Annotated in this window: 13 protein-coding genes; 2 read left to right on the top strand and 11 right to left on the bottom strand. The window is 68.7% G+C overall.

The features are described from left to right. Positions 1–44: 44 nt before the first annotated feature. Positions 45–371 (bottom strand): DUF2917 domain-containing protein, encoded by a 327-nt coding sequence (locus ABY44_RS10840; protein ID WP_059697016.1) that lies wholly within the window; start codon positions 369–371, stop codon positions 45–47. Positions 372–473: 102 nt separating this feature from the next. Between ABY44_RS10840 and ABY44_RS10835 the strand changes: the two genes are divergently transcribed. After that, positions 474–1,460 (top strand): transcriptional regulator GcvA, encoded by a 987-nt coding sequence (locus ABY44_RS10835; protein ID WP_059697008.1) that lies wholly within the window; start codon positions 474–476, stop codon positions 1,458–1,460. Here the strand turns inward: ABY44_RS10835 and ABY44_RS10830 are convergent. The 10 genes from ABY44_RS10830 to ABY44_RS10785 form a co-directional block, all read right to left on the bottom strand. Then, positions 1,444–1,752 carry an HP0495 family protein gene (locus tag ABY44_RS10830; RefSeq protein WP_011353335.1) on the bottom strand — a complete coding sequence of 103 codons (309 nt, stop codon included), beginning with the start codon at positions 1,750–1,752 and terminating at the stop codon, positions 1,444–1,446. The two genes, ABY44_RS10835 and ABY44_RS10830, sit on opposite strands and share 17 nt — an antisense overlap. Then, positions 1,752–2,678 (bottom strand): D-amino acid aminotransferase, encoded by a 927-nt coding sequence (locus ABY44_RS10825; protein ID WP_027789029.1) that lies wholly within the window; start codon positions 2,676–2,678, stop codon positions 1,752–1,754. Before ABY44_RS10825 ends, ABY44_RS10830 begins: the two co-directional genes overlap by 1 nt. Before the next feature lie 48 nt (positions 2,679–2,726). Next, positions 2,727–4,037 (bottom strand): D-alanyl-D-alanine carboxypeptidase family protein, encoded by a 1,311-nt coding sequence (locus ABY44_RS10820; protein ID WP_027789028.1) that lies wholly within the window; start codon positions 4,035–4,037, stop codon positions 2,727–2,729. 488 nt (positions 4,038–4,525) lie between these two features. Continuing rightward, positions 4,526–5,170, bottom strand: coding sequence for an alpha/beta hydrolase (locus ABY44_RS10815; protein ID WP_027789027.1), 645 nt, complete (start codon positions 5,168–5,170; stop codon positions 4,526–4,528). Between the two features lie 13 nt (positions 5,171–5,183). After that, complete coding sequence (locus ABY44_RS10810) at positions 5,184–5,501, bottom strand: (2Fe-2S) ferredoxin domain-containing protein (protein WP_011694422.1); 318 nt, start codon at positions 5,499–5,501, stop codon at positions 5,184–5,186. Positions 5,502–5,818: 317 nt separating this feature from the next. Then, positions 5,819–6,970 (bottom strand): VanZ family protein, encoded by a 1,152-nt coding sequence (locus ABY44_RS10805; protein WP_059697009.1) that lies wholly within the window; start codon positions 6,968–6,970, stop codon positions 5,819–5,821. Between the two features lie 19 nt (positions 6,971–6,989). Continuing rightward, positions 6,990–7,613, bottom strand: a complete 624-nt coding sequence (locus ABY44_RS10800; protein ID WP_060171925.1) for an ABC-type transport auxiliary lipoprotein family protein — start codon at positions 7,611–7,613, stop codon at positions 6,990–6,992. A 38-nt stretch (positions 7,614–7,651) separates the two neighbouring features. After that, positions 7,652–8,581, bottom strand: coding sequence for an MlaD family protein (locus ABY44_RS10795; RefSeq protein WP_059687446.1), 930 nt, complete (start codon positions 8,579–8,581; stop codon positions 7,652–7,654). 18 nt (positions 8,582–8,599) lie between these two features. Next, positions 8,600–9,514, bottom strand: a complete 915-nt coding sequence (locus ABY44_RS10790; RefSeq protein WP_060083211.1) for an ABC transporter ATP-binding protein — start codon at positions 9,512–9,514, stop codon at positions 8,600–8,602. After that, positions 9,511–10,635, bottom strand: coding sequence for an MlaE family ABC transporter permease (locus ABY44_RS10785; protein ID WP_027789023.1), 1,125 nt, complete (start codon positions 10,633–10,635; stop codon positions 9,511–9,513). The genes ABY44_RS10790 and ABY44_RS10785 overlap by 4 nt, the downstream gene beginning before the upstream one ends. 303 nt (positions 10,636–10,938) lie before the next feature. On the opposite strand from ABY44_RS10785, the gene ABY44_RS10780 reads away from it, so the two are divergent. Continuing rightward, positions 10,939–13,008, top strand: coding sequence for a bifunctional 2',3'-cyclic-nucleotide 2'-phosphodiesterase/3'-nucleotidase (locus tag ABY44_RS10780; RefSeq protein ID WP_060171927.1), 2,070 nt, complete (start codon positions 10,939–10,941; stop codon positions 13,006–13,008). Positions 13,009–13,031 lie beyond the last annotated feature (23 nt).

Genomic DNA, 13,031 nt, shown 5'->3' with positions numbered 1-13,031 from the left:
CGGAGGGGGGACGGATCGCCGGTATCCGTCGGAGGAAATGATGGTCAGACGGTGCGCCACCCATCGTGGAGCAGCGCGCTCACGCGTTCGCGCAGCCGCGCCAGCCCGCCGAGCGCGACTTCCCGGGGCGGCCGCGACACCGAGAACGCCACGCGCGCGCCCTCCCGGCCTTCCGCGCTGAGCCACAGCCGCTCGCCGCGGCGCAGCTTCAGCGTCTCGCCGTCGACCAGGAAGTAATCGTCGACGTCGTTGCTGCGCGTCGCCCACACCGGGCCGCACTGCACCACCAGCCGCGTGCTGCGTTGTACCTTCAACGGCACGGTTTCGCCCATCGGGATTTCGAACGTGATGCTTGAAGAAATTTCTTGCATGATCGACTCCGCCAATAAGTGCTTCGATGGCTACAATCGTAGTCACTTCAAGGCGTCCGACAAAACGACCAATTTTCACGTCGATGTGAGGAAAATTAGCAAATGGACCTCCGCCAGCTGCCTGCGCTGAACGCGATTCGCGCGTTCGAAGCCGCCGCCCGTCACGAGAATTTCTCGCGCGCCGCCGACGAGCTGTACGTCACGCACGGCGCGGTCAGCCACCAGGTGCGCGCGCTCGAGGAAGAGCTCGGCGTGCAGCTGTTCACGCGCAACGGCAAGCGGCTGTGCCTGACCGACGCCGGCATGCGCTACGCGCAGCAGATCCGCACCGCGCTGATGGTCATCGCCGACGCGACGCGCGACGTGCGCGCGAGCGACCGCGACCGGCGGCTCGTGGTGTCGATGCTGTCGTCGTTCGCCGCGCGCTTCATCACGCCGCGCATCGGCTCGTTCATCGAACGGCATCCGGAAATCGACGTCGAGCTGCAGTCGACCAACTCGCTCACCGATTTCGCGCGCGACGACGTCGATCTCGCGATCCGCTTCGGCCACGGCAGTTATCCGGGGCTGCATGTCGAGCCGCTGTTCGACGAAGTGTTCTTTCCGGCGTGCGCGCCGACGCTGAACGGCGGCAAGCTGCCGCAAACGCCCGCCGATCTCGTGCACTACAACCTGCTGCGCTCGGACGACGAGCTGTGGCGGCCGTGGTTCGACGCAGCCGGACTCAAGACGCTGACCGAGCCGAAACGGGGGATTCTGTACCAGGATTCGTCGAACCTGCTGCTGGCCGCGATCGACGGCCAGGGCATCGCGCTCGTGCGCCGCTCGCTCGCGGTGCACGACCTGCTCGACGGGCGCATCGTGCGCCTGTTCGACATCGACGGGCCGAGCCCGTGGCACTATTTTTTCGTGTGTCCGCCGCCGCTGCTGAACGCGCCGCGCGTGCAGGCGTTCAGGACCTGGCTGCTCGAGGAAGTCGCCGAATACAAGCGGCTGTGCGACGAGCTGGACGCGCGGCGCGCGGCGGGGAAGACCCCCGCCGAGTGCGCGCAGGAAGGAGGATGGAAGGCGCTTAAAGTACGACCTTGACCATCGGATGGCCGGTCAGTGCGCGGTAGATGTTGTCGAGCTGTTCCTGGCTGGTCGCCCGCACGGTGATCGTGAGGCCCGTGTAATTGCCGCCGCTCGACGCGCGCTCCTCGATCTTCTCGACGTCGATCTCGTTGTCGTGAACGGCCACGACCTTGAAGATCGTGTCCTTGAACTCGGGGTGCGCCTTGCCCATGATCTTGATCGGGAAATCGCACGGAAACTCCAGCAGCGACTCCTTCCGGGTATCGATCGCGCCGGTCACCTCGATGGTTTTGGTCGGTTCGCTCATCATTTTCTCCGGGTTAGGTCAAACTGTTCAAACTCGCGTGCCTTCGCACGCTGGTACGCGTCATACAACGCCGCGAATACGGGGCCCGGCTTGCCGCCATGGACGGGCAGATCGTCGAGCGACGTGACGGGCAGCACTTCCTTCGTGGCCGACGTGATCATGATCTCGTCGGCCGCGCGCAATTCCACTTCGCTGATCTCGCGCGCGACGAACGGGATCTTGCATTCGTCGGCCAGCTCCTCGATCAGCGCGTAGCGGATCCCTTCGAGGATCTTGTTGCTGCGCGGCGGCGCGAGCAGCTCGCCGTTCTTCACGATCCACACGTTCGACGACGAACCTTCCGTCAGGTTGCCGTCGCGCAGTTGCAGCGTCTCGAACGCATCGCGTTCGGCCGCATGCTGCGCCATCAGCACGTTGCCGAGCAGCGAGATCGACTTGATGTCGCAATGCAGCCAGCGGCGGTCCTCGGCCGTCACGCAGCGCACGCCCTGCGCGCGTTCGTCGGCGGACGGCAGGCGCAGCGGGCTCGTCATCACGAACACCGTCGGCACCGCGTTCGCCGGGAACGCGTGGCCGCGCTTCGCGACGCCGCGCGTCACCTGCAGGTAAACGAGCGCGTTGCCGTCGCCGAGCCCCTCGGCATTCGCCGCGACGACGCGCTCGATCAGCGCGCGCCAGCCCGCGTCGTCGTGCGGGCTGGCGATGCCGATCTTCTTCAGGCTGCGCTCGAGCCGCGCCAGATGCTGCTCGATCCGGAACGGCACGTGCGCGCCGTCGTGCGCATAAACGGGGACAACCTCATACACGCCATCGCCGAAGATGAACCCGCGGTCGAGCACCGGTACACGGGCTTCCGACAGCGGCACCATTTCCTCCTGCGACGACACGCTGAGGTAGACGATCGGTTCGAATTCGGCTTGGCTCATGGCTATGACAGATGGGGATGAAGTCGTGAAAACAAAGGCCCGTCGTGCTTACTTCTTCTTGCTGAACATCAGCAGGATCGAGTCCCAGATACGCCCGAAGATACCCGCTTCCGGCACGGCCTGCAGTGCGACGACCGGGAATTCGGACAGCGTCTTGCCGTCGGCGACGATCTTCACGGTGCCGACCTGCTGGCCTGCCGCGAGCGGCGCGATCAGCGGCGCGTTGACGTCGACTTCCGTCTTGACCTTGTCGCCGAGGCCGCGCGGCACGGTCGCCCACTGGTCGCCCTTCACGCCCACCTGCACGGTGTTTTCCTTGCCCTTGTAGACGCGCGGCGTCGACATCGCCTGGCCGCCCTTGAACAGGCGCACCGAATCGAACGCGCTGTAGCCGTAGTTCAGCATCTTCATGCTGTCCTGCGTGCGCTCGCTTTCCTTCTGCTCGCCCATCATCACCGACACCAGGCGGCGCTGGCCGTCCACACCCGGGATCGCGCGCTTCGCCGACGCGATCAGGCAGTAGCCGGCTGCCTGCGTATGGCCCGTCTTCAGGCCGTCGACCGTCGGATCCAGCCACAGCAGGCGGTTGCGGTTGCCCTGGCGGATGTTGTTGTACTTGAATTCCTTCTCCGAGAAGATGCTGTAGTACTGCGGAAAATCGCGGATCAGGTGCGCGGACAGCTTCGCGAGGTCGCCGGCCGTCGTGTAGTGGTTCGGGTCGGGCATGCCGTTCACGTCGGCGAAGTGCGTGCCCTTCATGCCGAGGCGCGCCGCCTCGTCGTTCATCATCGTGACGAACTGCCCTTCGCTGCCGCCGACCAGTTCGGCCAGCGCGATCGCGGCGTCGTTGCCCGACTGGATGATCATCCCGTACACGAGGTCGTGCACCGACACCGGCTTGTTCGCCTCGATGAACATGCGCGACTCGTCGCGGCCGACGCGGCGCACGGCTTCGCTCGGCGTGACGATCTGCTCCATCGAGATCTTCTTCTTGTCGAGCGCCTCGAACACGAGGTACGCCGTCATCAGCTTCGTCAGCGATGCGGGCTCGACGCGCTCATCGGCATTGCCCGACGCGAGCACCGTGTTGCTGGTCGCATCGACGAGCACCCACGAGCGCGCATTCACGCCCGGCGGCGGCACCGCGCCCGGCATGTAGGTCGCGGGCGCGCCGGTGAACTGCTCGGCGGCCGGCGCCGCATGCGCGGCCTTGGCCTTGGCGGCCGGCTTGGCCTCGGCGACGACGATCGTCGACGCGAGCGCGACAGGCAGCATCACGCCGAGCGCGACGTTGCGCGCGGCGGTGCCGAAGGCGATGGAGGAAGCGAGGGACTTGAGGCCTTGGGAAGACAGACGCATGATCGATTCAGGCTGATGGCAGAAAGTGCGGTGCGAAACGCGCAGGGTTGAACGGCAAGGCGGCGGGCGTTTCGGGCACTCGCCCGAAATCGTCGGGCGACGCGAAACGCGCCGGTTGGACTCGTGCGGACGCGTTCGGTTCGCGGCCGTCGCGAGCGGGCGGACAGGCGGCGAAACGAGCGCCGCATGGGCCCAGCCGGGCCGCGGGCGACGCGGAATCCGGCCATTATACGTGGCCGCGCAGCGCGTTTTCGCGAACCTGGCGCAGGATCGCCGTCCATCTTCATCGGGCGCGGGGTGCCGGCAAGCTGCGCGTCATCGCACGCGAAGGTGTGCGAAAGGTGTGCGCAGGCGAAGGAGAAGTCGGGTCGCGCCGCACGCCGCGGCGCGATGTCGCGAGAGGGGAAACGCGCATCCGGCGCCGGCCGGAGCGCGTGCATGCAACACCGTGCGGGCCGCCGACGTCATGCCGGCTCCCCGCGCGCCGGCTAGCGCCAGGCGTCGACGATGATGCGTTTCAGCACGTGCAGCTTGCGATGCAGGAAATGCTCGGCGCCGGGGATCACGACGACCGGCAGTTCCTGCGGCCGCGCCCAGTCGTACACCGACGCGATCGGCACCGTGTCGTCGGTTTCGCCGTGGATCACGAGCGTGTTCTCGGGCACGTCGGCCACCTGCCAGCGGCTCGCTGCCGTGCCGACGAACACCATCCGTTCGATCGTCCCGCCCGCGTCGCGCAGCCGCTTCGCGACGTGCGACAGCACGAAGGTGCCGAACGAGAAGCCCGCGAGCACGAGCGGCAGGTCCGCGTACGCGGGCTGCGCGCGCATGTGCGCGAGCACCGCGAGCAGGTCGTCGGCCTCGCCGGTGCCGTTGTCGTGCACGCCCTCGGTCGCGCCGACGCCGCGGAAGTTCGACCGGAACACCACGTAGTTCAACTGCACGAGCGTGCGCGCGAGCGTTTGTGCGACCTTGTTGTCCATCGTGCCGCCGAACAGCGGATGCGGATGCGCGACGAGCGCGATGCCGCGCGGCGCGGCGCCGCCTTCGCGCACGGCATCGGGGAGGTCGACCGCGATTTCGATCTGCCCGACCGGGCCCGCGATCAGCGACTTCTGCGTATGAACGTTCATTCGGCCCGCCCGCTCAGATCTTCAGGCGGTCGACGACCTTGCCGTCGCGCAGGTGCGATTCGACGATCTCGTCGATGTCGGCCTGGTCGACGTACGTGTACCACGTGCCTTCCGGATACACGACCATCACCGGCCCTTCCTCGCAGCGGTCGAGGCAGCCGGCCTTGTTGATGCGAACCTTGCCGGGCCCCGCGAGGCCGAGCTCCTTCACGCGCTTTTTCGCGTATTCCTGCATGGTCTGCGCGTCGCATTGCGCGCAGCTCGGGCGTTCGGCGCCCGGTTCGCGCTGGTTCAGGCAGAAGAAGACGTGGTGCTGGTAGTAGGAATCCATGGTGGTGGCGAGCTGCCCGGCGCGAGGCCGTGCGGAAAGAGGAGCGGTTGCCGCTGCGCGGGGCAACGGGCGTGTAGTGTTCGGTGCCCGGCGGCGCTTGCGTGCCGGCGGATTCGTGCTCGCGGCAACGCGCAAACCGCAGCGATGCCTGGCGGCATCGCGAGGATTTGCAACGCGGCCACGGGTGCGAAGGCGCCGCACACAAGTGCCGATCGGTGCCGAACACTGCACTCGTGCGGACGATTATAACGAGGGGCGCACGCCGCTGCCCGCGGTACCGCCGCGGCCATCGCGGCGTAACCGCCGCAGCCTTCGCGTCAGCGGCGCAGCACGGCCGGCAGCCACGCGTGCTCGACGCGCTGGCCGAGCCAGATCAGCGCCGCGTAGGGCCAGATCCACGCGAGCCAGCGAGCGAGGCTGTTGAAGTGCACGTAGCGGCCCTGCCGCCAGCCCGACAGCGTGAAGTCGAAGAACGGGTTGACGGGCAGCAGGTTCACGAGCGCCACGCCGGCCAGCAGCGCGAGCGCCGCCAGCGTCGCGCGCCACGTCGCCGGCACGTGCAGCGCGACGAGCGCGGCCGCGAAGCCGAGCTCGATCCCGAGCCGCGCGCCGGGCGTCGCCCACACGACGACGAGGCCGGTGGCCGACTGCATGAAGGTCGCGGCCGCCTTCAGCACGAGCGTCGCGGCGACGAGCGCGATCAGCAGCCGGATGCGCGGTGCGCGCGGCCGCATCGCGAGCGACGCGATCGCCAGCGCGGCGAACAGCATCAGGCCGCCGAGCGCGGCCTCCCACCCGGAGTCGGACAGCCAGCCGTCGACGCGCTCGGGCCATTCGCCCACGCGCCACGCCGCCGGCAGCCACGCGAGCAGCGTGTCCTGCATCGACGCGTCGGCACGCTCCCACAGCGCGGCCGGCCAGTCGCCGATGCCGAACAGGAACGGCGACGGGAACAGGATCGCGAACGGCCACAGCCCGGCGAGCAGCAGCGGCGTCGCACCGTCGTCCTCGAACCACGCGAAGCGCAGCCGGCGCAGCGCGCCGCGATCGAGCAGCGCACCGGTGGCCGGCGCGACGAGCGCCGCCCCCAGCAGCGCGCCGAGCGCGTTGGCCGCGAGATCGAGATTCGACGCAACACGCGCCGGCAGGTAGGTTTGCAGCGCCTCCATCGCGCCCGACAGCAGCACGCCGAGCCCGGCCACGATCAGCGTCGCGGCCACGCCGCGCCAGCGCGGGTGCAGCGCGAGCACGCCGAGCGCGCCGAACGGCAGGTAGCCGAGCACGTTCGTGACGACGTCGAATGCGGTCACGTAGCGCTGCATCGGCGCGAACAGGTAGTCGAACGGCCCGATGCCGAGCGACACCCAGCCTGCGAACGGATACAGCGACGCGTAGACGATGAGCGCCGCGTAAGCGGCAAAGGCCTGCCGCGCGAGCGGCGATGCGCGAGGCGTGCCGGTCGCGCTCATCGCGGCTGCGCGGCACGCGTCACGGCGTGCCCGCGTACGCCTGGACGCCGACCCATGCGGCGATCTGCGACACGAGCTCGTTGCTCGCCGCCGCGAGCGCGCGGGCGCCGCCCGCCGCGTCGGGCGTGCTCGACGGCGCGCGCGCGACGAACGTGCGCTGGCCGAGCACCTTGCCGTCCAGCGTCAGCGTCGCGCGCGCGGTGACGGCGCCGTAGCTCTGCGACTGGCCGTCGAACACCTGCTCGAATTCGTTCAGGTCGACCTTGAGGGTCGGCGCGCGCACGCCGTCGGCCCCTTCGAGCACCGTGCCGCGCGACGACAGCGCGCCGCGCAGCCGCTGCGTGAGCAGTTGTGCGGGCGGTGCCGTCCAGCGGCTGTCGCGATAGACGGCCACGTGCTGCGCGTCCACGTACGCGAGGCGGTACGCGAATTTGTCGGAGTCGAGCGCGTCGGGCACGACGACGTCGAGCACCTTCAGCGCGGGGGCCGAGCCCGCGGTCACGACCTGCGTGGCCGGCCCGAGGTCGTAGCGGACATTCGACAGCGCCGCGCTGTTGCCGGCGCAGCCGGCCGCGAGCGTCAGCGTCAGCACGGCAAGCGCGGCCGCGGCCGGACGCAGCGCGCGGTCAAGGATTCGTGGCATGGCGTGTTCCTGCATGATGTTTCCGGTTTCGAAGGGTGTCACTGCCCGGCCGTCGCACCCGGCCAGACGAAGCCCGGCTCGCCGGGCCCCGGCGCCGCGCCGGGCGAACCGAACAACAGACTGCGCGGGTTGCGGCCAAGTTCACCGGCCACGTCCTTCAATTGCCGCGACGCATCGCCGACGCTGCCGGCCAGCGCGTTGAAGCGCGGCAGCGTGTCGTACTGCACGCGCGCGTTGAGATCGTTCAGGGCGACGCCGACCTGCTCGGCGGCCGTGCCGGCCTTGTTCAGGTTCGACACGAGCGGCCCGTTCGGCTGCAGCAGCGTGTTTGCCGACGCCATCGCGCGATTCACCTCGTGCATCGTTTCCGGCAGCGCGGTGACCGCCGGGCCGAGCTGCTTCGTCAGCGTGGCGGCACCGTCGGCCGCGTGCTGCAGGCTTTCGGCGGTCGCGCGCAACTGCTCGCGCATCTCGGGCGACATCAGCGCATTCGCGCTCTTCGCGGCCAGTTCGAGCTGCCGCAGCAGCACGTCGCCGCGCTCCTGGATCTGGTCGAACAGGCTCGGCCGCATCGGGATCTGCGCGATCGCCTTCGGCGACGACGGCAGCGGCGCCAGGTCGCGGCCCGTGTCCTCGAGCTGCACGAACGCGATCCCCGTCACGCCCTGGAAGCCGAGGCTGCCGTAGGTCGACTGCGTGATCGGCGCGTCGTGGTCGACGAGGATCCGGATCCGGATCTGCCCCGGGTGCGCGCGGTCGAAGCCGATCGACTGCACCTTGCCGACGTCGAGCCCGCGAAAGCGCACGGCCGCGTCCGGGAACAGCCCCGTCACGTTGGTGCGCGCGAGCAGGTCGTACGGCACGCGCACGGTGCGGTCGACGTTGAACCAGAACACGGTGCCCGCGATCGCGAGCGTCAGCGCGATCGTGAACAGGCCGGCCCAGAACGCATGTGATTTGTTTTCCATTCGCGGATTCCTTCGTTCCTACAGCTCGACGCTCGACAGCGCCGGTTCGAGGGCCGCCTTCGGCAGCTTCGCGCGCCGCTCGGGCGGCAGCGCCTGCAATGCGCGGCGCCCGCGCAGCCCCAGGAAATATTCGTGGATGAACGGATGATCGACGTTCGCGGCCTCCTCCACCGGCGCGGCGACCAGCACCTTGCGGTCGGCCAGCACCGCGACGCGCGTCGACAGCGCGACCATCGTGTCGAGATCGTGCGTCACCATCACGACGGTCAGCCCGAGCGTGCGGTGGAGCGTCGCGATCAGCTCGACGAATTCGTCCGACGCCTGCGGATCGAGGCCGGCCGTCGGCTCGTCGAGGAACAGCAGCTCGGGCTCGAGCGCGATCGCACGCGCGATGCCGACCCGCTTGACCATCCCGCCCGACAGCGCGGCCGGCATCTTCGACGCGTGCTTGCACGGCAGCCCGACCATCTCGAGCTTGAGCATCACGATGTCGTGCAGCAGGTCCGGCGGCACGCGGCCGAGCTCGCGCAGCGGCTGCGCGACGTTGTCGAACACCGTCATCGACGAGAACAGCGCGCCCTGCTGGAACAGCATCCCGGAGCGCGTGCGCATCATCCGCGCGCTCGCGTCGTCGATCGTCGCCGTATCCTCGCCGAACACCTTGATCGTGCCCGACGTCGGCCGCTCGAGGCCGAGGATCTGCCGCACGAGCGTGGTCTTGCCGGAGCCCGAGCCGCCGACGATCGACACGATCTCGCCGCGCCGCACGTCGAAGTCGAGCTTCTGGTGAATGATGTTGCGCCCGTAGCGCTTGGTCAGGTTGCGCACCTCGATCACGAGATCGCCGGGATCGGCCGCCGCGGCCGGCCGCTCGCCGACCGACCCGGCACCGATGGCCGCGGCGTGCGCGGTCGTTTCGTTCGATGCGTTCATCCGAGCCCCACGTTCTGGAACAGGATCGCGAACACCGCGTCGGCGAGGATCACGACCGTGATCGACGTCACGACCGACGTGGTCGTGCCTTCGCCGAGACTCTGCGAGTTCGCCTTGATCCGGAAGCCGAAATGGCAGGCGACCAGCGCGATCAGCATGCCGAACACGACGCCCTTGCCGACCCCGATGTACAGGTTCGCGATCGGCACGACGCCCGGCAGCGAGCGCACGAAATAGTTGACGTCGATCCCGAGCACGAGCTTCGCGGCGAGCGCGCCGCCCGTCAGCGCGATGATGTTGGTCCACATCACGAGCAGCGGCATCGCGACGCCGAGCGCGAGCACGCGCGGCAGGATCAGCCGCAGCCCGTGCGGGATGCCCATCACGCGCATCGCGTCGAGCTCCTCGGTCACGCGCATCACGCCGATCTGCGCGGTGATCGCCGAGCCGGAGCGGCCCGCGACGAGAATGGCCGACAGCACCGGGCCGAGCTCGCGGATCACCGACAGCCCGAGGATGTTCACGATGTAGCGGTTCGCGCCGAACATCTGCAGCTGCTGCGCGGACAGGTAGCTGAGCACGATGCCGATCAGGAACGCGACGAGCGCGGTGATCGGCAGCGCCTGGGCGCCCGCGCTGTAGATGTTCGCGGAGGTCTCCTTCCACGGCATCGTCTGCGGACGGCGCAACACCGACAGCGCATCGAGGATCACGAGGCCGAACAGCGCGATGCCGCCCTGCAGGTGCTCGCCGAACCGGAAGATCGCCTGGCCGAGCCGCGTGACGGGATCGACGCGCACGACGCGCTCGGGCGCCTCGCGCTCGCTGTCGAGCCGCTCGATGCGCTCGAAGATCGTGCGCTGCGTGGCGCTCAGTGCGACGCCGTCCGGCAGCTTGCGGCCCCACACGCGCCACAGCGCCTGGCCGCCGACGTGGTCGAGCCGCTCGATGCCGGACAGATCCCATTCGCTCACGCGCCCGGACGCGATGCTCGCGACACGGCGCGCCACCGCGCCGCGATTGCGTGCAAGCGAGAGCGCGGTCCACTGGCCGGTCAGGCGCACCGTCTGGCCCTGGCCGCCGGCGTCGACCGACAGGCCGGGAGGAGTCTCGAAGTCCAAGGGCAGGTTGTTTGCAAAAAGGTGACAGCGGCCATTGTAGCGAACCGCCCGGCGCCGCGACGTGAGGATTTCCGTGCGGGCGGCGAGCTCGGGGCGCGCAGCCGGGGGGCGGCCGGGCGCCCGCCCCCGCGTGCGCGGGGAAGCCGCCGCTCGCCGCCCGATGCCGACGTCACCACCTTTCATTCTTCCGTCACGTTTCCTTTCGATACTCTCTCGCGCCGCACATCAGGCCGTCGGCGCCCCGCGCCGCCAATCGTTGCGCACCTCGCGTTTCATAAAACAGAACACCGAACAGGACAACCGATGCGTCTCCCCCTGCTTTCCCGCCGTCGCGTGCCGGCCATCGCCGCGCTCGCCAGCCTCGCCTTCATCCTCGCCGCCTGCGGCGGCGACGACGTCACCTCGCCGCCGGCGACGCCGCCGGCAGCCCAGGCGCCCGTCGGCACGACGGCCACGCTCGCCCTGCTCGAGACGACCGACCTGCACACCAACGTGCTGTCGTACGACTATTTCAAGCTCGCCGCCGACAATTCGCTCGGCTTCGAACGCGTGTCGACGCTGATCGCGCAGGCGCGCAAGCAGTACCCGAACACGCTGCTGCTCGACAACGGCGACACGATCCAGGGCACCGCGCTGTCCGACTACCAGGCGCTCGTGAAGCCGGTCGGCTGCGACCAGACGCTCGCGATCTACAAGGTGATGAACGCCGCGAAATTCGACGGCGGCGGGATCGGCAACCACGAATTCAACTACGGGCTGCCGTACCTGTCGCAGGTAACCGGCAACACGTTCGAGGTCGACGGCCTCCCGGCGCCGGCCCAGCAGAAGAAATGCGCGGGCCCGAACTTCCCGCAGGTGCTCGCGAACGTGATCAGCGCGAAGACCAACGCGCCGCTGTTCACGCCGTACACGATCCTGACCCGCACCGTGACCGCCACGACGCCGGACGGCAAGACGGTCAGCGCGCCCGTGAAGATCGGCATCATCGGCTTCACGCCGCCCGCGATCATGAACTGGGACAAGCGCTGGCTCGACGGCAAGGTCTATACGACCGGCCTGAAGGAAGCGGCCGAGAAGTACATTCCGGAGATGCGCGCGAAGGGCGCCGATCTCGTCGTCGCGATCTCGCACGGCGGCCTCGACAATTCCGCGTATTCGCCGACGATGGAGAACGGCAGCTGGTGGCTGTCGAAGGTGACCGGCATCGACGCGATGCTGATCGGCCACTCGCACCAGGTGTTCCCGGACGCGAACAGCACCGTGTCGCAGTTCAACCTGCCGGGCGTCGACAAGGTCAAGGGCACCGTCAACGGCGTGCCGACCGTGATGGCCAACTACTGGGGCAAGCACCTCGGCGTGATCAAGCTCGGCCTGAAGTTCGACGGCAAGACGTGGAGCGTCGACAAGTCGCAGACGACCGTCGAGGCGCGGCCGATCCAGAACGCCGACAAGAGCTACGTGGCGGCCGATCCGTCGGTTTCCGCCGCGATCGCCGCCGAGCACCAGGCGACGATCGACTACGTGAAGACGCCGATCGGCTCGACCGACTACCGGATGAACTCGTACTTCGCCGATGTCGGCGATCCGGGCGCGATCCAGATCGTCAACGAGGCGCAGGCCGACTACGTGAAGACCTACGTGCAGGCGAACCTGCCGCAATACGCGTCGCTGCCGGTGCTGTCGGTCAGCGCGCCGTTCAAGAGCGGCTTCGGCGGCGGCACCGACTATACCGACGTCGCGCCGGGCGCGCTCGCGATCAACAACGCGGCCGACCTGTACCTGTATCCGAACACCGTCTATGCGGTGAAGGTCAGCGGCGCCGACGTGAAGAACTGGCTCGAAACCGCCGCGAAGCGCTTCAACCGGATCGACCCGACCAAGGCGACCGTGCAGCCGCTCGTCGGCACCTTCCCCGGCTACAACTTCGACATGTTCACGTCGGCCGATCTCGCCTATGAAATCGACGTCACGCAGCCGGTCGGCAGCCGGATCAGGAACCTGACGTACAAGGGCGCGCCGATCGACCCGAACGCGCAGTTCATCGTCGCGACCAACAACTACCGCGCGAGCGGCGGCGGCAACTTCCCGGGCCTCGACGGCAGCAAGACGATCTTCGCGTCGCCCGACGCGAACCGCGACGTGCTGATCGCGTTCATCAAGAAGCGCGGCGCGATCACGCGCACGGCGGACGGCGCGCAGCGCAGCTGGCGCTTCACGAAGCTCGCGAGCTCGGTCGCGCACGTGCAGTTCGCGTCCGCACCGAACCGCCTCGGCGACGCGGCGGCAGCCGGCCTGACCGGCATCACGCAGGTCGCGGCCGACGACGGCTCGGGCAAGAACCTCGCCACCTACGAGATCGACCTCACGCAATGAGACACGCGATGCAACCGATCCGG

The organism is Burkholderia sp. ZZQ-2 (genome assembly GCF_050768715.1).
GTDB classification, from domain to species: Bacteria; Pseudomonadota; Gammaproteobacteria; order Burkholderiales; family Burkholderiaceae; genus Burkholderia; species Burkholderia cepacia.
Note: the sequence above shows the minus strand (reverse complement) of the source record. Positions and strands in the feature narration are given on the sequence as shown.